Origin of the sequence: Vibrio hangzhouensis (assembly GCF_900107935.1) — a bacterium.
GTDB lineage: Bacteria > Pseudomonadota > Gammaproteobacteria > Enterobacterales > Vibrionaceae > Vibrio > Vibrio hangzhouensis.
This window is the reverse complement of the sequence record NZ_FNVG01000001.1, coordinates 405,774-425,865: the sequence shown is the minus strand read 5'-3', so window position 1 is coordinate 425,865 and position 20,092 is coordinate 405,774. Positions and strand designations below refer to the sequence as shown.

16 protein-coding genes and 1 pseudogene are annotated in these 20,092 nt (G+C 45.4%); 11 read left to right on the top strand and 6 right to left on the bottom strand.

Annotated features, from left to right (window positions below):
- Together C4S60_RS23410 and C4S60_RS01825 are read right to left on the bottom strand one after the other, a co-directional pair.
- A pseudogene (locus C4S60_RS23410) lies at positions 1–230 on the bottom strand (IS110 family transposase); the annotation flags it as partial.
- Between the two features lie 190 nt (positions 231–420).
- Positions 421–1,842, bottom strand: a complete 1,422-nt coding sequence (locus C4S60_RS01825; RefSeq protein ID WP_103878603.1) for a glycoside hydrolase family 1 protein — start codon at positions 1,840–1,842, stop codon at positions 421–423.
- A 255-nt stretch (positions 1,843–2,097) separates the two neighbouring features.
- Here C4S60_RS01825 and C4S60_RS01820 point away from each other — a divergent pair, with 255 nt between their 5' ends.
- From C4S60_RS01820 to C4S60_RS01785, 8 genes are all read left to right on the top strand, one after another.
- Positions 2,098–2,814, top strand: a complete 717-nt coding sequence (locus tag C4S60_RS01820; RefSeq protein ID WP_103878602.1) for a GntR family transcriptional regulator — start codon at positions 2,098–2,100, stop codon at positions 2,812–2,814.
- Positions 2,815–2,936: 122 nt separating this feature from the next.
- Positions 2,937–3,851 (top strand): sigma-54 interaction domain-containing protein, encoded by a 915-nt coding sequence (locus tag C4S60_RS01815; protein WP_103878601.1) that lies wholly within the window; start codon positions 2,937–2,939, stop codon positions 3,849–3,851.
- A gap of 191 nt (positions 3,852–4,042) precedes the next feature.
- Entirely contained in the window at positions 4,043–6,400 is a 2,358-nt protein-coding gene (locus C4S60_RS01810; protein ID WP_244182990.1) for a hypothetical protein, read from the top strand.
- Positions 6,401–6,503: 103 nt separating this feature from the next.
- A complete protein-coding gene (locus C4S60_RS01805) occupies positions 6,504–8,039 on the top strand; it encodes a glutamate synthase-related protein (RefSeq protein ID WP_103878600.1) in 1,536 nt (511 codons plus the stop codon).
- Positions 8,040–8,229: 190 nt separating this feature from the next.
- The gene (locus C4S60_RS01800) at positions 8,230–9,399 is read left to right on the top strand and encodes a MerR family transcriptional regulator (protein WP_103878599.1); all 1,170 of its coding nucleotides are present in this window, start codon (positions 8,230–8,232) and stop codon (positions 9,397–9,399) included.
- Positions 9,400–9,723: 324 nt separating this feature from the next.
- A complete protein-coding gene (gene gloA / locus C4S60_RS01795; protein ID WP_244182989.1) occupies positions 9,724–10,110 on the top strand; it encodes a lactoylglutathione lyase in 387 nt (128 codons plus the stop codon).
- Positions 10,111–10,123: 13 nt separating this feature from the next.
- Positions 10,124–11,221, top strand: coding sequence for an alkene reductase (locus C4S60_RS01790; protein WP_103878625.1), 1,098 nt, complete (start codon positions 10,124–10,126; stop codon positions 11,219–11,221).
- A gap of 132 nt (positions 11,222–11,353) precedes the next feature.
- A complete protein-coding gene (locus tag C4S60_RS01785) occupies positions 11,354–11,629 on the top strand; it encodes a nitrogenase-stabilizing/protective protein NifW (RefSeq protein ID WP_103878597.1) in 276 nt (91 codons plus the stop codon).
- Between the two features lie 48 nt (positions 11,630–11,677).
- Here the strand turns inward: C4S60_RS01785 and C4S60_RS01780 are convergent, their stop codons facing one another.
- Positions 11,678–13,111, bottom strand: a complete 1,434-nt coding sequence (locus C4S60_RS01780; RefSeq protein WP_103878596.1) for a PTS transporter subunit EIIC — start codon at positions 13,109–13,111, stop codon at positions 11,678–11,680.
- 264 nt (positions 13,112–13,375) lie between these two features.
- On the opposite strand from C4S60_RS01780, the gene C4S60_RS01775 reads away from it, so the two are divergent.
- Positions 13,376–14,575 carry an enolase C-terminal domain-like protein gene (locus tag C4S60_RS01775; protein ID WP_103878624.1) on the top strand — a complete coding sequence of 400 codons (1,200 nt, stop codon included), beginning with the start codon at positions 13,376–13,378 and terminating at the stop codon, positions 14,573–14,575.
- A 34-nt stretch (positions 14,576–14,609) separates the two neighbouring features.
- Here the strand turns inward: C4S60_RS01775 and C4S60_RS01770 are convergent, their stop codons facing one another.
- Complete coding sequence (locus C4S60_RS01770) at positions 14,610–15,326, bottom strand: GntR family transcriptional regulator (RefSeq protein ID WP_103878595.1); 717 nt, start codon at positions 15,324–15,326, stop codon at positions 14,610–14,612.
- A gap of 154 nt (positions 15,327–15,480) precedes the next feature.
- Complete coding sequence (locus C4S60_RS01765) at positions 15,481–16,014, bottom strand: early set domain-containing protein (RefSeq protein WP_103878594.1); 534 nt, start codon at positions 16,012–16,014, stop codon at positions 15,481–15,483.
- Between the two features lie 380 nt (positions 16,015–16,394).
- Between C4S60_RS01765 and C4S60_RS01760 the strand changes: the two genes are divergently transcribed.
- Together C4S60_RS01760 and C4S60_RS01755 are read left to right on the top strand one after the other, a co-directional pair.
- Positions 16,395–16,889 carry a tetratricopeptide repeat protein gene (locus C4S60_RS01760; protein ID WP_103878593.1) on the top strand — a complete coding sequence of 165 codons (495 nt, stop codon included), beginning with the start codon at positions 16,395–16,397 and terminating at the stop codon, positions 16,887–16,889.
- A gap of 226 nt (positions 16,890–17,115) precedes the next feature.
- Positions 17,116–18,555 carry an alpha/beta hydrolase domain-containing protein gene (locus tag C4S60_RS01755; RefSeq protein WP_103878592.1) on the top strand — a complete coding sequence of 480 codons (1,440 nt, stop codon included), beginning with the start codon at positions 17,116–17,118 and terminating at the stop codon, positions 18,553–18,555.
- 196 nt (positions 18,556–18,751) lie between these two features.
- Here C4S60_RS01755 and C4S60_RS01750 read toward each other — a convergent pair whose 3' ends face one another.
- Complete coding sequence (locus C4S60_RS01750; protein WP_103878591.1) at positions 18,752–20,083, bottom strand: MFS transporter; 1,332 nt, start codon at positions 20,081–20,083, stop codon at positions 18,752–18,754.
- Positions 20,084–20,092 lie beyond the last annotated feature (9 nt).

Sequence of the window (20,092 nt, the reverse complement as noted above, 5' to 3'; positions counted from 1 at the left end):
TTTGGTGCGATCAAGATAACTTCATGTCCTATGGATTGGCAAAAACGCCCCCAAAAGTGGGAAGTAGCACAGGACTCCATTACGACGGTGCAAGGCGGTTGTTTGAGTAACCAGGATTTTAGTTTGGCTTTGCTGAATGGTTTCTCTGTAGCGACATGATTGCCAACCAGCTTACAAACCTGGAATGAGCTTTTTGCTAAATCAATAGCAATGGTCGTAGACTTATTCATGTATGGACTCCTAAAGATTATGGTTTGGTCACCAGTAATTTTAGCTCCCTCTTGAGGGAGGGAGTCCATACATCGTGAAAACGAGGATCTCTTCTAGCGCGTAGCAAACTTAAATGCACTTATTTTTTGTTTGCAACGCGCTAAAGAAGATTCCCTTTTTCAAGGGAATGATGATAGTTTTCCGGTCTAATTACAGTGCTTCGCCATTCGACTTAATGACTTGCTGGTACCAATAGAAGCTGTCTTTTTTGTAACGCTTCAGCTCTTTCTCGCTCTCTTCATCTCGATCAACATAAACAAAGCCATAACGTTTCGCATAGCCGTTCAGCCAGCTAAACAGATCTTGATAAGACCAGGTGCAGTAGCCAATCACTTCACAACCGTCATCAATGGCGTCACCAATTGCTTGTACGTGCGCCTTAAGGAAGTCAATGCGATAGTCATCATGGACTCGGCCTTCTTCAGTTAGCGTGTCATAGGCACCCAGACCGTTTTCACTGATCAGAATAGGAAGGTCATAGCGGGAAGTAATTCGACGCAATGCGACGCGCAAGCCCTCTGGATCAATCGCCCAGTTCCAGTCGGTCATCTTTAAATGTTCATTGTCTGCGCGAACATAATAATGGTCTGTTGGTATGTCTGCGACATCGGAGACGACCGAAACCTGCGCGGCGTTACCCGTTTGTGCCGTTTCAGCTTTGTTTTCCGGTGCGACATAGGTGGCTGACTGATAGTAGTTTAAGCCCATAAAATCACAGACACCGGCTTTGAGAAGCTCGCGGTCTCCATCCTGAAAGTCGATTTGGATGCCTAATCTTTCAAGCAACTTGAGACCAATTCTGGGATAAGCGCCTTTTGCGTAGACATCCATCCACAATAGGTCCTGGATCTCTTGTGCGTTCTCAGCGGCAATCACATCTTCAGGGGATGCGGTCTTTGAATAGGTAGGGCTATAGGCAAAACTTGCTCCAATCTTGCCTTTCAAGCCCATCTCTTTGAATCGCTTAACTGCGCTGGCATTAGCCAGGCTAGCGATGTGGTTGGCATTAATAAAGCGTTGATAATCTGAAACCTTTGGTGGGTGGATTTTCTGTACGTAACCCAAACTGGTAAAGATATTCTGCTCGTTCATACACACCCAGTAAGGAACTTTGTCGCCATATTCATCAAACAGCAGCTCACAGTAGCGGGTAAAGTCATTAAGGATCTTGCGACTTTCCCAACCCTGATATTCATCCTGAAGTGCCTGAGGCAAATCCCAATGGTAAATGGTCAGGATGGGTGTAATGTCACATTCAATCAGCTTGTTAATGACTTTGTGGTAAAACTCAACTCCTTTAGGGTTCAATGTGCGTCCATCGGGCATGATACGTGTCCACGCTACTGAAAAGCGATACGCTTTTAAGCCCATCTCACGCATCAACTCGATGTCTTCTTCAAACTTGTGGTAGAAGTCAATTGCCACTTCTCCTGTGGTGTTTTTGAAGGTGTTTCCTGGTACGCGAGAATATACGTCCCAAATAGAATCGCCTTTACCGTCTAAGTTTGCGGCACCCTCAATCTGATACGCTGCTGATGCGCTGCCCCATAAAAAGTTTCCCTGAAATGCCATATCTACCCCAATGTATGATGAACTATAGAATTTAACTTGGTCCCGATGTTATTAAAACCATATGGTTTTACAATTGCTGGTCATTTTATTTGTGATGTAGATCGTTTCTTTTGTGTGTCAGGCAATGGTGGTTATGGTAATAACCATATGTTTTTCAGGTAGCGCTTGTACAAAGGAAAAGAACCCAGTAACCTGCTTAGTTTATTAGACGTTAATGGACAGCAGCGTCACAAATTTGACGCAGGATCAGAGTAAATGGTGAAGTATCAGGGCATATACAACGAACTAAAAACACGAATCCTGTCGGGCTATTACTCTAGCGAGCAGAAGCTTCCGGATGGTAAGTCTCTGGCGAGTGAGTTTAACTGCAGTGAGATCACCATTAAGAAAGCGATGGATTTTCTGGTAAAAGATGGGCTGGTGGTCAGAAAGCGTGGTTCAGGTTCGTTCGTTAAACCGCTCAGCGGAGGCGTATCGGACTCGCATCTGCTCGGAACCAAGCGACGGGCTGAGGACAGAGGGAAAACAGTGAACACACGTGTGATCAAGTTCTCTCAGCTGGCAGCAGACGAAACAATTGCCGATAAGTTGAAATGTAAAGTCGGGGACCCTGTTTACGATATTACTCGTGTAAGAGTGCTTGATGGAGTGCCATCGATCATTGAGTACATTTATTTGTCTGCGGGCATCGTGCCGAGTTTGTCTGTAGACCATGTGAAAACATCCATTTACGGTTATATCTCAGACCATCTGAATCTCAATATCCACAGTGCTAATCTCCGAATTACCATAGGTCATGCAACACCGGAAGAAGGAGATTTGCTTGGGCTTCCAGTTGGAGAACATTTGGTTAATGTCACTCAGAATGCCTACCTGGATAATGGGCAGGTTTTTGAATATTCGCTAGCCAAGCATACGTGTGACAGTTACGAATTTTCTACCACCTATGTCAAAAGTGATACACAGCTATAACAATCAAGCTGTTATACTTGACCTCCTTGAGAGTCTCATAAATGAGACGGTGTCAGACAGATAACCCGTGTAGCAGGCGCTAGTATTATTAGTATCAGAGGTGCTAACAAAGGAGGCGCGTTTTGACTGGCTTAACTGGAGTCAGCAAAGCAATTGAATTTACTAATAAACGGATTTCACAATATGCCGCCAGTGACAGTGAGATACTCATTCAGGGAGAAACTGGCGTAGGTAAAAGTCGCTGCGCTCGGCTCATTCATGATACGTCTAAACGCTGCAAAGGCCCATTTGTAGAGCTTAACTGCGGCTCGATCCCCAGAGGCCTGGTCGAATCCGAATTGTTCGGCCATGAGAAGGGTGCTTTCACTGGTGCGATTAAGAACCACGTTGGCTTTATACGCAGGGCCAATAAGGGGACGCTTTTTCTCGATGAAATCGGTGACATGCCTGTTGAAGTTCAGGGGCACTTACTGCATTTTTTGGAAACCAAACAAATTAACAGTGTGGGTTCGGACAGCACGGATACTATAGATTGCCGGGTTATCGCTGCAACCAATGAACCTATTGATTTGTTGATTGAGCACGATGACTTCAGGCAGGATCTGTTTTATCGCCTCAATGTATTGCCACTCACTCTTCCTTCCCTTCGCGAACGCCCGGAAGATATTCAGATTCTGGCGGATATATTTCTTCTTCAAGAAATGACGTTGGCGGGCCGCTCAGGGCTGAAGCTATCGACTAATAGCTATACGGTATTGAGGCATCACTCCTGGCCGGGGAATATTCGTGAACTCAAGAATGTTATTAAGCGTGCCGTAGTGCTGTCTCAGGATTCGTTGATCGAACCAGAAGCCCTTGGGCTTGACGTTGAAATGCCCTTTCGCCCGATAGACCTGAAGAACATCCGCTCAGAGTTTATTGAGCAGGTCATCCGCTCTCACAAATTCAACATGACCGCCGCTGCGAGATATCTGAAAATCTCAAGGCCAACGCTTTATCGCTTAGTCAAAAAACACAATATCGAGCTGGATAGCTGATGCCTAGTTCCTTTGAATTAGTTTACAACCTGTAAAGATGAGTGTGTAACATGACAGTTGTTCAAAAACAATGCGTTGTGTCTTGTAGCTGTAAAGCCTCTGTATGATTTCTCGAGATATCAAATAGTTATAATCGGTACAAAAATTGCTCCTATAAGGTGGTAATCCCCCCTCCTTCTAAGGAGAAAATCATGAGTACTCAAAGATCGCGTGTATCTATGCAGCGATTTTGTCTCACAGCAATTGCTGCAACCAGCATCGCATTCTCTGGTCTTGTCGATGCCAGATTAGATGGTGCGATATTCACAACCACACCCGGTGGCGAAATTGTTAACGAAAACGTTCGTTATGAGTCTAAGCAAGAAGTTTTCTTGGATGGCGGTCCCGGTCCCAACGCACCAGCACATGCAGCCGCATTACCCGCTGGTTGGTACTACTTCCAGGTTACGGATCCTTCAGGTAAATGCTTGTTATCGAGCATTGAAGGAGATGCCGGTGTCAATGGTGGTACCTGTTATGAATCCGTAAAAGGTAAAGGAGGCCCAAAAAACGCAGAAACTTTTGACCCGGAACCTTTAGAGTGCAGACTGTTTTATTTTGATGGTGAAGACGGTGTGTCATTGCCGAATTCAACCTACAGTGTGACACAGAAAGTCAGAGGTCAATGGGTGACTGAAGAGTTACCATGTTCTCATCTTCTCGGTAGCGAATACCTTGCTCAGCAGGGTAGTGGTGAGCTAGCCGAGGGTGAAACAATCCAACTGTTCCCATTTGCCAACACACCTAATCCAGGAGGCGTATACAAAGCTTGGGTTTCTACCGAGGCCAGTGTGCAAGAGGCATGTGATGGTCAAGTCAATAATGGCGCTACAGGCGAACTCTGCGACGGAGTTTTTGGCTTCATACCTAGATTCTCCAAAACAGATAACTACAAGGTTCGTCAACAAGACGTTCCTGATCCGTCTGCCTATGATATCGGCTTGCGTAAATTCCACGATAAAAACTTAAACTGCCGTTACGACCCTGACCAAGGTGAAGAGCACGTCAGCAGTTGGTTCTTTGGTATTACACGCCCTGATGAGCAGCGTGATGACGCTAAATTCTCATCTAACTCTGAACCTAACCCTACAACCTTTAGTGTGTTGGGCGAAGAAGATCTGATTTGGACAGTCGACCAATTCATGTGGTTTGCCGATGTTCAGGTCCCTCAAGTGATACCGTTGAACGCAAATGGTGAGATTAAGCCAAACTTTACTCACTATACGACATTTGCGGAGTTAAGAGACTTTGCACCTGCCCATAATGATGGATTCCTCCACTTGAGTTTCGTTGAGCCGTTGGCATGTGCGCAACTAGCAGATGCTCAATTAGCGGATGTACAACTAGCGGACGCTCAATCTATCCGACGTGATACTGGTGAGGTGACCGATGATGGTTTTGTTCCTGGTTTGTATGCTGACCCAATTTCATACAAAACTGGTCAGAACCCAGATCCCGTCTTAATTGTGGCATTTGGTAGTGTAGGTATTGCAGAGATTAATGTCTGTAAAGTGTTTGATAAAGACCGAGACGGGGTGAAAGACCCTTCCGAATCAACGATTCCTAACTGGCCTATGACCCTGACTGTACCGCAGAGTGTCCCATTACCTGACAATATTAACCCTCAGGCGACTCCTGAGCTTTGGACTAAGTTAGTTGAGATATTCGGTAGTGATATTGCGGGAATGTACAACAGGGTGATCAGCAAACAGACTGGTGAGGATGGATGCGTGACCTTTAAAGCTCTAGTCCCTAATGTCCGTGGTGATCTGGCACCTTATGTTTTACAGGAAACATTAAGTGCAGCTCAAGGTTGGACTAATACTTCCCAACAAAGCGTCACATTTGATGTCCGTTCTGTATTGACTTACGACAACGGCTTACCTGTCATTGATGGTGAAGTTTATAACCGAAATGACGGCGGCTCAGGTGATGATTTTGAGTTCAACAATGTTTGTGATGTGATTGTAAACTTTGATACCAAAGGCTACTGGCACAACAAAAATGGTTTGTCTGAGCTTACTGAGGCTGACAGAGTGTATGTCAACAGTCTAGCGCCTTATAGCAGCCCTTCAGTTTACTTTGAAGCTGGTGACGAACCGTTTGATGGTACCTTTAGCGGAGGAACTCCGGTTGCGGCGGCCTTTAGTGGTGACGGTGTCATTTGGGACGCTGGTACCTGGCAATCTGAAGTGTCTCAATTCCTGGTTGACAGTAATGGTAATGCCGAAGAGAACATGCACAAAGAGCAATTAGCACAACAATTGCTGGCATTTATCTTCAATACCAGACACAGACCCGATGCGGGTGGTCTATCTGGTACTGCGACTATCGAGGTGAACGGTACCTGGATGACCATTGACGATATTATTGCTCTAGCCGTTGCTACATGGCAAGGAACAGACGTCGAGGCGATCGTATCAATGGGAGCAACATTAGATGCATTTAATAACAATGATGCGTTGCCGGTTGCACCAAATGACTACACAGATTGTGTGGCACCTTTTTAACGGTATGTATTGATCTGTGATCCAGAAGCCAGTTTTTATAACTGGCTTCTTTTTGTTCTACGCTTACAGGGGCTAACAAAGATAACTCTCAGAAGGAAGCACCATGAGCAAACCTGTCATCGCGAACAACAAACCTATTAAAGTAGAACTCAAGGAAGGTCAGGAGTATTACTTCTGTGCTTGCGGACGTTCGAGCAATCAACCCTTTTGTGATGGCTCTCATAAGGGCTCCGAATTCAAGCCGCTACGCTTTTCTGCAGACTCCAGTGACGATGCGTATTTGTGTCGCTGTAAACACTCTGCAAACCTGCCTTATTGTGATGGCACTCATAAGCAATTTGCAGATGAGCAGATTGGGCAAGAAGGGCCTGGTATTCAGGTTAAGGGGGATCAGGCACCTATCGCAACCAAAACCATTGAAGAACCAACGGTAGAGTTCATTCATCAGTTAGCAAGAGAAGGGCTGTCTAAACTGGGGCATCACGGACCGATGACGTCGATGGGTGTACCGAGACATTTGCTGCCCCACTGGGATGATTTGCAAATCATGGTCGCACAAATGGCCACCAAGCCGCTGCTCGAAGATGTCAGCGTAGATACCGAGCTGGTTATCGGTCCGCAGGCAAAGAAACCGCTGAAATTGAGCATCCCATTGTTCGTCTCTGATATGAGCTTTGGCGCGTTGTCCGAGGAGGCTAAAGTGTCTTTGGCCAAAGGCGCGGATCTCGCAGGCACGGGGATTTGCTCTGGGGAAGGGGGCATGTTACCCGAAGAGCAGGCGGCCAACTCACGTTATTTTTATGAACTGGCCAGTGCTCAGTTCGGATACGACGAAAGCAAATTAAAATCTGTACAAGCCTTCCATTTTAAAGGAGGGCAAGGGGCGAAGACAGGCACGGGCGGCCACCTCCCGGGAAATAAAAATATCGGCAAGATCTCGGAAGTTAGGGGTATTCCGGAGGGAGAGCCTGCTATTTCGCCGCCAACATTTAAGAAACTGCATACAGCTGAAGACTTCAAAAAGTTTGCCGACAGAGTCAGAGAAATCACCGGCGGTATTCCAATAGGTTTCAAACTCAGTGCAAACCACATTGAAGAAGACATTCAGTTTGCCTTGGATGCAAGTGCCGATTACATCATTCTTGACGGTAGGGGGGGCGGTACAGGGGCTGCTCCGGAGATGTTCCGGGATCATATCAGTGTGCCTACAATTCCTGCTCTGGCCAGAGCAAGGCGCTATCTCGACCAACAAGGAATGAGTGGCAAAGTGACTCTGATTATTACTGGTGGCCTCAGGGTGCCGATGGACTTTGTCAAAGCGCTGGCACTGGGGGCCGATGGTGTGGCTATCTCCAACAGTGCGATGCAGTCTATTGGCTGTGTTGCGGCGCGGATGTGTAACACCAATAACTGCCCGGCAGGAATTGCGACTCAGAAAGCGGATCTCAGACAGCGGCTTAATGTTGATAAAGCGTCTCATCAACTCAAAAACTTTTTTGAAGCGTCAGTGGAACTGATGCAGGTCATGGCAAGAGCGTGCGGCCACAACTCTTTGGATCAGTTTAACAAGAAAGATCTCGCAACATGGAATCGAGACATGGCTCATTTGTCCGGTGTTAAATATTCCGGGTTTGAATAATTTCAACGATAAGATCTGTAAAACGACGTTGCCAATGTGAGTTTCTGTACGGCGGCCACGGTGTAGATTTTGTTGTTCACTTCAACGGCATGAGATTTCGTGCCGTTTTTATTCCTCTAATTTTTCGTTGACCTGTCTATAGCTTTATAGTTTAAGGTACCTAATCACAGGCGGATAGGAGGCATCCTTCGTGTATCGAATCTCAGAGCTCGCCACAGCAGTTGGACTGTCTCGGACGGCACTGCTGTACTATGAAAAGCTAAAGTTGATATCAGGTAAAAGGCTGGATAATGGCTACAGAGTATACAGCGACAGAGATCGACAACGGATTCGTCTGATTCAGCAATTGCAGGCTGGTGGCTTGACACTAAAAGAGTGTAAAGCATGCCTGGAGGCTAAAATAGACCGGGCACTATTGGAACATCGTCTGCAAACGCTGGAACATGAGATAGAGCAAAAGCAGCGTTCACGCGAACTGCTTGCTGCAATGTTGGGAGAGGGAGACCTAAAAGCCTGGCACGAGGGGCTGGATAAATTGGCTCCCGATGCTCATCTTGAGTGGTTAATTAAGCAAGGCTTTGATGAAAAAGAGGCATTGCGGTTGAAATGGTTATCAAGAGATATGAACGAACACGAACAGTACATGGCTGATTTCATGAAGGTATTTGAAACACTCGAGCGTTGGGGGCCAGGTAGTGAGCAAGCGACACAAAAAGCACTTTCCTTAGTGCCCACCACACCCAAGAAGCTACTCGAAATTGGCTGCGGTAAAGGTTTGGCGACGCAAGTGCTAGCAGAGAGTGGTTCAGCAATCATTACCGCTGTCGACAATGAACAATCAGCACTCGATCGTCTGAATCAGCGTTTTGAGCAATTAGGTTTGAGTAGCAGACTCGAAACCGTGTGTGCGAGTATGACAGAGCTTCCGTTTGATGAAGAGAGCTTTGATTTAATTTGGGCTGAGGGCAGTGCCTATATCATGGGCGTAGAGAAAGCACTGTCTCAATGGAAACCGTATCTTGAAACAGGCGGTTGTCTGATGATCAGTGATATGGTCTGGCATACGTCTCAACCAGGTAGTGAGTCGATTGAGTTTTGGAATCAGGAGTACCCGGATATCCAACTGGTTGAGACTCGATTAAAGCAAATGCAGAACGCGGGATACCGAGTGATAGGGCACTTTGCACTGAGCCAGGAGGCCTGGATGAATTACTATGGCCCTCTTGGTGAGAGAGTAAAAGAGCTACAGCCAGAGATGTCTGCAAGTCAGGCGTGGAAGGATATTCAACGTGAGGTGAATGTGTGTACTCAGTTTGCAGAGCAGTTTGGGTATCATATGTTTGTGTTGGAAAAAATATAAATCGAAGGCGGTGGCCATAGCCGCCGCCAAGTCCTCTTTGTTTCCTTGCAAAAGGAGATTTGTCAAAACGCAGGGCTAACCCAATCCCTTTCTATCAAGTTACGCGCTTTGAGAGACCCTCACTTTCGTGCAGAAGACGGGAGTGGAAGAGCTCGTTGATCAATAATGACGAAATTGTTTATCCATTCCAAAATATTATCAAAACCATAATATCTGATAATTTCAGGTGTTTTTACCTTTGTCGTAACCTTGTGCAAGTTGGAAATCATATTTAACCCGTGCCGCCAGTTAATGGGGGCGACGCGGAACTCGGCAAAGGTACTCATGAAAGTTTTACACACTATGGTTCGCGTTGCGGACTTAGACAAATCAATAAAGTTTTACTCGAAAGTTCTTGGAATGAAGGTGTTAGACCGTTTTGAGAACGAAGAATACCGCTATTCACTAGTGTTCGTTGGCTACGAAGGTCAGGACGCGGGTTCAACTATCGAACTCACGTATAACTGGGATACTAATCAGTATGATCAAGGTAACGCATGGGGGCACATCGCAATCGGTTGTGAGGACATATATGCCGCTTGTGAGCAAATTGAGCAACTGGGCGGCAACATCACACGTGCTCCTGGCCCGATGAAGGGTGGTGAAACTCATATCGCCTTTGTTAAAGATCCTGATGGCTACGCTATTGAACTTATTCAAATGAGCAAATAAGAGGCTTATGAAAATGACAGATTCTATGTTTCAACCTATTCAGCTTGGTTCACTTTCACTAAAAAATCGCATTGTAATGCCGCCAATGACGCGTTCTCGAGCAACTCAACCAGGTAATTCAGCGAATGAAATGATGGCTGAATACTATGCGCAACGTGCATCCGCTGGCTTGATTGTCGCTGAGGGAACGCAAATCTCACCGATGGGGCAGGGATACGCGTGGACACCAGGCATCTACTCTCAGGAGCAAATAGCGGGCTGGAAAAAAGTAACGGATGCCGTTCACGCAAAAGACGGTGCCATTTTTGCCCAACTATGGCACGTGGGTCGCGTTACTCACCCGGACAATATTGGTGGTGAACAGCCAATTTCTTCTTCTGCGCTTAAGGCAGAAAATGTGAAAGTGTTTGTGGATAACGGCACCAGCGAGCCTGGTTTTGTTGATGTTGTTGAGCCTCGTGCGATGACTAAAGAAGACATTAAAGAGGTTGTCGAGCAGTACCGCCAAGCGGCACTTAACGCGGTTGAAGCGGGCTTTGATGGCATCGAGCTGCATGGGGCAAACGGCTATCTAATTAACCAGTTCATCGATTCGGAAGCCAACAATCGTGATGACGAGTACGGTGGTTCAATTGAAAATCGCCTGCGTTTCCTTGATGAAGTGGTAGCAGCAGTAGTGGACGCGATTGGTGCGGATAAAGTGGGCGTGCGCCTTGCACCGTTTACTTCCCTGAATGGGACTGTGGACAAAACGCCGGTAGAGACCTATACGGCTGCAGCTCGCGTGCTAAACAAACACAATGTGGTCTACATGCACATTGCTGAAGTAGATTGGGACGATGCCCCAGATACTCCGATGGAATTCAAAACTGCAGTACGAGAAGCCTACAAGGGGACTATCATCTATGCAGGTCGCTACAATCAGGATAAAGCAGAGCAGGCGATTGCCAACGGCTTAGCGGATATGGTGGGTTTTGGCCGTCCATTTATCTCAAACCCTGATTTACCGAACCGCATCAAACATGGCCATCCGTTGGCTGACCATGATCCAAATACTCTATTTGGAGGCAACGAAGTGGGTCTGCTGGACTATCCAGAATACCAGGCATAATAAATCAAGCCCAAGGCATGCTTTTTGGGGGCTTCCCTTCGCGGGGAATGGTGCCTTGGGCGACTTCTTTCTGTGACAATACAAGTTCTCTCGCGTACACTTCATACATCCTCAATCACCAGCATACGCTCTATGAGTTTCGCCGAACTTCAAAATAAACTGACAAGCTTTACCGCGATAGAGCAGGTATTCGAGTATTTTGAAGTCGAGTATGACAGCAAATTTGTCGACGAGTATCGGCTGCCCCTTATTAAACGTTTTAATGGTTACATGATCATGCAAAAACCGGATGACTGGTTTGCTGCTCGGCGTGTACTTCGCAATGCGTACTGCAAAATTCAGCGAGGTCGGCTCGACCCGGCCACTCGTTCGGCGTGCCGAGGTTGTACGTCCTGTATTCGTAGATAATAAAAAAGCCCGCAACGTATTCGCTGCGGGCTTTCTTGAATAGCTGAATTACTTGTCGTTCACATCGACAAACAGCATGGTTAGTGTAAATGCAAGAGCAAAGACACCTACGACTCCGAATACTGCCTGAACAAAGTTTTGGGTACCGCTTGCCAGATAGGCTGGCAAACTGAATACTGATGACAGGATATAGCTCGTGAGGTGAGTATCAATGGTCACCGAAATGGCGCCAACGATTCCCGCAGCCAGACTCGCCATAAACAGCGCTTTGGTGTATTTAGTCAATACACCAAACAGAGCTGGCTCAGTAATACCTAAAATTGCAGTAACACCAGAACCAACCGTAACGGATGACTGCTCTTTCGAGACGTTCTTACGTTGCTTATACCATACCGCCATGGTAGCACCTGCGATAGCAAGGTTACCCAGACACATGATTGGCATCAACAGGTCTTTTCCGTAAAGCGCAAAGTTGTTCAAGCTGATTGGTGTCATGCTGTGGTGGATGCCAAAGACGATTGTAATCGGGCGAGTCAGACCAAAGATAAAGCCTGTTAGTGTCGGTGAGATTTCCAACAGTGAGCCAACAACCCAGCCAGCGCCGTTACTTAACCACATACCAGCAGGTGCAACCAATGACAGAACGATCGTCGACGTCACGGTGAACGCGAGCAGAGGTGTAAATACAGGCTTTGCAGAAGAGGGGACAAATCGATCGACAAACGGAGTGACTTTGGACAATACCCAGACAGCAAGAATCGCAGGTACAATTGCGCCGCCATAGTTAAGCAGTTCTACGGGAACGACGCCAAGCACCGTCAGCTCAGGTACTTCTCCTGCGGCTTTAAGCGCGGCTGCTTTATCAACAAGCTTTGGTGCAAGCATTGCTGATGATACTGCTAGTGCAATATATTCGTTGACCTTGAAAACCTTGGCGGCCGAAAACGACACAAGCATAGGCAGGAAAAAGAATACAGCAGTAGAAATGGATCGGAAGAAGTACACCGTGTCCGATGATTCTGAGATGACATTGGTAGCGATTAGGCCAGACAACAAACCCATAAGCATACCAGCTCCAGCGATTGCCGGTACGACAGGGCCAAAAATGCCGGCTACGATGCGCATTGCATTCTGGAACAGCTTGCCTTTTTCGGCTTCTATGACTGGTTCATCGTTGGAGGTGCTGACACCAGAAAGTGCGTTGTACCACTTTTCAACGTCAACACCGATCACAACTTGAGTCTGCCCCTGAGCCAATACCACGCCTTTAACACCAGGAATGGCTTCTAGCGTACCTTTATTGGCCAATGATTCGTCAGCAAGTTTAAATCTCAAACGTGTCATGCAGTGGGTGATATTAACAATATTGCTATTGCCACCCAGCGCGTCTACAAGTCCTTGTAATTTATCGCTAAAGCTATCACTCCGGCTTGGTGTTCTAACACTCAAGTCTACTTCGTTATTGGTTTCGGTTAATTGCATTTTGGGAATCCCTGTGTGCTTGCGTTATTTGTTGAGGTCATAATATCGACCAGCCAAATTAACCCCAATCGGAAAAACAGAGATGTTGGTCACATTAAATAGGCTGATTTTTGAATTTTAAGAAAATTTTGCCGATTGGTTCGTTTTTTCAATCAAAAGAGAATGCGTAGCGAACCAGTTACTTTTAGCGGTAAATTAGCGCTTGAAATCGATGAAATTTCACTGTTAGATAGAATAAAACCACTTACTCAGAGCCATAAAGTTGTGAAAGAAAATATCATATCTAACATTGAATGTATAATAACTAAACCAGACAGACATAATCTCATCACTGTAATTGTTGAAACAGAAAGTGGTATTACTGGTTACGGCTGCGCAACATTTCAACAACGCCCTTTGGCCGTAAAAACTATGGTCGATGAATATATAAAGCCGTTATTGATTGGTAAAAATGCAAACAATATTGAAGATTTATGGCAAATGATGATGGTCAATGCCTACTGGCGAAATGGTCCTGTCATAAATAATGCAATTTCCGGTGTTGATATGGCACTTTGGGATATTAAAGCTAAACTAGCAAATATGCCTTTACATCAATTATTTGGCGGTAAGTCGCGGGATGCAATTCAGGTATATACCCATGCAACCAGTGACACTATGGAAGGTCTGTACGAACAAGTCGACTATTTCCTCGAGCAGGGCTATAAACATATACGCTGTCAGTTGGGCTTTTATGGCGGTGTGCCTGAGAACATGCATACCACAGAAAATCCAACCGATGGTTCCTATTATGACCAAGATCAGTATATGGATAATACCGTGGAGATGTTCCGTCTTCTGCGTGAGAAGTATGGTCAAACGTTCCATATTCTTCATGATGTCCACGAACGACTGTTTCCCAACCAGGCAGTTCAGTTTGCAAAACGTGTTGAACCGTATCGACCTTATTTTATCGAAGATATTCTGCCACCGAACCAGACTGACTGGCTCGACAATATTCGTAGTCAGACGTCGTTATCACTGGCGCTGGGGGAGTTGTTTAATAACCCGGAAGAGTGGAAATCCGTTATCATCAATCGTCGAATTGACTTCATTCGATGCCATGTGTCACAAATTGGTGGGATTACACCAGCGCTAAAACTGGGCCACTTATGTGAGAGTTTTGGTGTCCGTATTGCTTGGCATTGTCCACCAGACATGACGCCGATTGGTGCTGCGGTAAATACCCACTTGAACGTGCACTTACATAACGCGGCTATTCAAGAACATGTGCATTACAAAGAGAACACTCGTAAAGTATTTCCTAATGCTGCAGAGCCGAAAAATGGCTTCTTATATGCGTCTGAGCAACCTGGCATTGGTGTGGAAATGGACATTTCTGCAGCAGGGGATTTTCCGGTAGAGTATCGCCCCCATGAGTGGACTCAAAGCCGCTTACCTGATGGTTGTATCCATACGCCTTAAGCTTATAGCCAACAAGCTAACAACGACGACCGCTTCAATCGCGGTCGTGTTGATCCCGAAACTGCAAACTTTCATTGTTAAATTTAGTGTGGTAGGTACATTGATAATTAATATCAATGATATCACTTTCGATGAATACTTCACCTGAAGTTAAAAATCCTCTATTCGTAATATTCATTGCAGGAGTCGAACGTTTACATTTTAAAATATTGGCGTTGTCTGCTGATATATTTACAGCTTTATAGCTGGTTAAATAACTATCAATTTGTAACCCTAAAGAAATTGCATACTTTTGCAACGAGCTTTCAATGATTTGTTCATTCATTTTTGGAAATAAATGAACAGGCAGGATGGTTTCTTCAATTTGAGTGATTTTATCCTGGACGATTCGTAATCTTTTGATATGCCAAAGGTAATCATTTTCTCCAATGGAAAATACTTGCATTTCGTGGATGCTTGGAATGCGCTTATTCAATTGTACTTTTTTGTATGAAATGTCATCAAAGCTATTTTCTGTTATGGAGTTATAAATCAGCGGAGAACCAATAACAGACGTGTTGACGTAATAACCAGAGCCAGTTTTAGGCTTTACAACGCCAATAGCCTCTAACTTTGAAAGCGCTTTTCTTACCGAAAATCGAGATAACTGGTATTTTTCAACAAGCTCTCGCTCTGACGGGAGTTTATACGTAATCGCATTTTGACATATTTTCCCAATCAAGTCCTGAACCAGTTGTTCGTGTTTTTTCATAAGAGCTATCATTTCAATAATAATAAAACTAATGATAACGGCTGTATTGGTTTAAGTGCAATATCCGATACGAGATTTTGTTACAGAAAGGCCGTTTGAAGTGAAAACAAGACAGGTAGTGCCACTCCAAGTGAGCGGCACGAGGGTAGAGTAATTAGGAACACTTCGCCAAAGTGATGGCTTGTGGATTGGCCTTTTCGTCAAACTTGATGGTCCAGACATATTGACCGGCTTCTGCAATCGTCGTCTTGGTGTCTTTGGCGTAACCGCCCCATTTGAGCACTTTGCTTTCCCCTACTGCAAGTGTTTTGCCGTCGGCAGTAAATTGTGGCTTCCAGTCTCTTGCGGCATATTGCATCGAGAACTTGCCTGCTTTTTCACTCACGACAGCTTGGTATACGCCATTGCCCTTGTATGCAAATTTTCTGTTGTTAACGTGATTCCAGTTTGAGTCGGTAAATGTGCCGACTACAAACAAAGGTTTTTGCACCGGACCTTGTTCACTGATCGTTGGGTTGTCGCATGCGCTCATAAAGGCAGCGCCAGGATCAACGAACGCTGCCGCTTTCACTTCACTCGTATTGGTTTTTGGTTGCTCTTTCTCTGATGAACCAGCCGGATCGGATGCGCATCCAAACATTAAAGTGCTTACCACTGCCACAGACAGCACAGATTTTAGTAATGTCATTAGTTGTCCTTTTGTTAATTTACTAATAGGGCTTGATGAGCGTAACGACGGGTTTGATTTGGTTGTTCATCCTTTGTGACATTTTCAGAAGGATGAGCGAAAAGGATGAGAGTTTGCGGTCACATTTTGTACATGTTTTTTGGTGCTGGGAAATATGCTTTGTAGTGCATTGAACCACTAAATTTATGTATTTAGTGGATAATCTCATATTGGCTCGTGCTTTAGTTGGTGTTGTAGATAAATGTTCTAATTCGGCGTGGGTGATAGGTTGATCAATGTTTGTTGATACATTTTAAGGGCTCTCAGGCAATCATCTATTGACCAGAAGTTCACAAGGTTGCGTACAACAATCAAGGTAGATTCAACATAGATAAGTCATCATGAAAATAATGTTTGTAGCTTGGTTTGCATTACTGGTTAGTGTCGCTGCGTACGGTGCAGGGTCTGGTTATAGCAGCTCAAATTCGCAAAACAAATCGCTGCGGCTTTACAACGAAGGCGTGGATCTGATGATGGACAAGCAGTTTAGAGCCGCAGAAAGAAAGTTTCGCAGTGTAATCGCAAACAAGAAAAGCTGGGCGGAAGCGCATAATAACCTGGCCTATACATTGCGAAAACAAGGGGCTGACCATTACACCACAGCGTTATTTCATTACAACAAAGCCATATCATTAGCGCCTAACTTGCCTGAACCCTACATGTATAGAGGAGTGTTGCATGTGCAAATGGGGAATGACGATCTTGCCCGTAAAGATCTGAACACATTACTTGCCTTGAACTCTCCCTTGGCAACGGAATTAGAGTTTGTCATCGAGAATCAAGTGGAGAAAACACCTGAGCAGTTTTTTGGTGTTTCGGGAAGAACGGGAGGCTGACCTGTAGCACATTCAGAGCTCCTGATATTGCTAGGGGTGAAAGGAACAGGGCAGATATCACTTAAGACACAACTTGGTGAATGTAAGCTCTTGTAAGTATGAAGTCATGGTATCGAATCGAAACTGTTGAATACACCTTGTAGCGCAAACGGAGGTAAACTCGGCTAGACTTTGCTAGTGATAACTCTGTCATTAACAAAGCGCCTTCATACTTAGGAGGGCTATCATGAAGCTAACCAACCTGATAAAAATCCTTTCGTACCTCACCTGGTTTGTCTCCGCAGCTGTGTTCGCAAATTCGACATTTTCCAATGTAGCCACCACCGATACCTCTTTGGCCAATAAGGCTTACATTGAGGTGACTGCTGACTTTTCCGGCAGTTTTGTTCGAAGCGACAGGAGTCGTGGCTCATTTACCGTCCCTGTTACAGCATTATTCCCTAAGGGGAAATGTAATAACACGGCCGTCATCGACGTCGTAAACAGTGTGTTATTTGAATTTCCCATTACCCCTCTAGGTTATACGCCACTTTATTTTGCGAGAATGTTTTTGGGAGATGACGTTCTCTCAGGCAGAAATAATGACGCAGGGTTTACTTACTACAGTGTCCAGTGGAATAAGAGCGTCATAGACTACGAGGGTAGCGGTCATTTGGAGCAAGCTACCGATGGATACATTGTGTTAGAGGAGCTCTCTAAAGCAGTACGACAAACCAAGCTTGAGAAATATTTATCCGCGAAACCGGGTTGTAAAATCCAACATACCATTGGCTTTGGCTGGTCACAATCAGGCAAGTTACTTGCTGATATGCTTACCAGTGAGTTGAACGGAAAAAGAGGCACACCAATTTTTGATGGACTGTTCCTGGGTGTGGCTGGGGGGATTTGCCGCTCACTTCAGGATACAACCTTCCCCTGGGCGTATCACAATTGCAGTGAACCTCCAGAGAAACACGTACCGACCATCGCATTTAATACCCAGAGTGAGATAGAGTTGTCCATTGGTAGTGGAGCGCTGAGAGCACCGTCAGAGTACTTATCGGTTTATGAATATGCCGGACTTGCCCATATTGATGCCAACTTTTTGCCATTTGACATAGTTTTTGGTGGATTCGGATTTGAATTCAAGCAAAATCCAGTTTCAGTGGTACCCGCAGTACGAGCGTCCTTCTGGAATCTTTACTTGCAGGTGAAATATGGAATGTCTCCGGCGCCGAGTCAGCTAATGTATTCATCTTTTGTAGATACGCCAGCGGTATCATTTCTGGACTTAAGAAATGACCCGGCCGCCATGAGTTGGAGTGGTGGCGATGTCTATACCGCGGATCAAGATGGCGATGGTAGTGCCGAAGGCGGTATCCGTTTACCTCATATGTCCACAGTGTTGAACGTAGGCTCGCCTGTTGCTATTGGTGCGCCATTAGGTGATTACGGAGGCATCGACTTCAATTATGCTGGTGGCGGTGGCATCTTCTTTGCCAACGGTGGTACGTTTGACCCATATTCAGCAGAAGAGCTCGCATTGAGATATCCCACCAAAGACGACTATATGATGAAAGTGCGTAGCGCTGTGGTGTATTTGGTGCTCAGCCGGTATTTATTGTTAGAAGATGGTATGAAAATGGTGGAAGAGGCCGATTCCGTTGCTTTACCCCACTGGGATTGAACATCAATCGTGGTCCGAGTTTGGTGCGAGAATTAACAAGTACTTCATTCACTAACAAAGCGTGCGTATTGGTCTCGTTTTGTTAGTGAAACTTGGCGGACTAGTTTTTACTCTGAACTTCGCTATCCAATTTCACAAGCACTAATATCCTACTTATCCTTGGTTCGATTAGGTCAATGACTCATACGCAGTCACTTCAAAAAATTGCCTGCTTTTTATTTTTAAAATGGAACATCATGCTGATTGATAGGAATAAAAAGGTGAAGTAGTAGAAAAATGAAGACAGTGAGTCAATGAAGTCTATGCCTTGTGCTATCTGCTCTGCAGTGTAGTCTTGAGACAGTAATTTATAATAGAAGGCGTATAAAACGCCGATAGCACCGTATCCAAGATTAAACATCAGGCCTTTAAAGCTCAGCACTGTAGCTCTGTTGTATGACGCGGTCTGTTTATTGAGGTGAAAGCTAATGAAAATGTTCACTGTCATAATAATAAAGATCAATATTAGCGCGGGTAACACGCCATAGATGGACCACCCCAGACTAATCCAATAATAGGTTGCCATGGTCGCGACGCCCATAACCGTAATGAAGGTTTTGGGGTCCATGTACTCAGCCAATTTACGACTTTGTCCGGCGAACAAAATTTTAAACACACTGACTCCGGCACCAATAAAACCGATATAGATAATCGGGATGTCGATAGCTCGGTAATACTGGCTGTTCATGGTTAAGAACATGCGTGATGTGTGTTCAAAGAGGCTGTAATAAAGCAGAATAAACAATACATAAGGTATAGACAGTACCCACTGACCCGTATTCAGAGTTAATCTCAGGCTTGCCTGTGTCATTGCCCATTTATCACTATGACGTTCATGCGTTTTGTTGTCTTCCTGCATGTTGACCGCTGAGTAAATAGCAATCAGTGCAACGATGAGAGTCGCGTAGACGGGAATACGCATAATGTCTTGGGTACTTTCTGGCTCAACGAGTCCGAGCGCACGATAGATGGATGCCATGAAGTCAACGTCATACATGGCCGCACCCAGTAAAGTAACAAAAATACCCACAGCAGAGGCGATGCGAAGCTGAATTTGAAGAATGTGCGGCCATACATCTTCACGGCCAGACTCTTTTAACGTGTCGTAAGCCAGGGCTTCATCTGCACCGCTTGCCAACGCCATTGCTAAGCCACTTAGTACACGGTTTACCAAAAAGACCATGAAGACCAGAGTCGGGTTGCCTGTGGGAACAAAAGCGATCATGGCAATTTCGATGAACATGATAACCGAGGACAACACCACGAGTTTTTTGCGTCCCAGCACATCAGCAAATGCCCCCGATGGGACTTCAGCAAGAACAATGGTGGCCGCCCAAACCACATTAAGCATCGCAAATTGAGATAAGGTTAAGCCGTAGTCTAAATAGAGCAGGGTGAAAACAGGGTAGTAAAAGCGCGCAAAGTAACTGCACCGAAACATCAGGAAGTAACGAACATTTCGGATTTGAAGAACTTCTTTGAGCGTCATAAAAGAGCC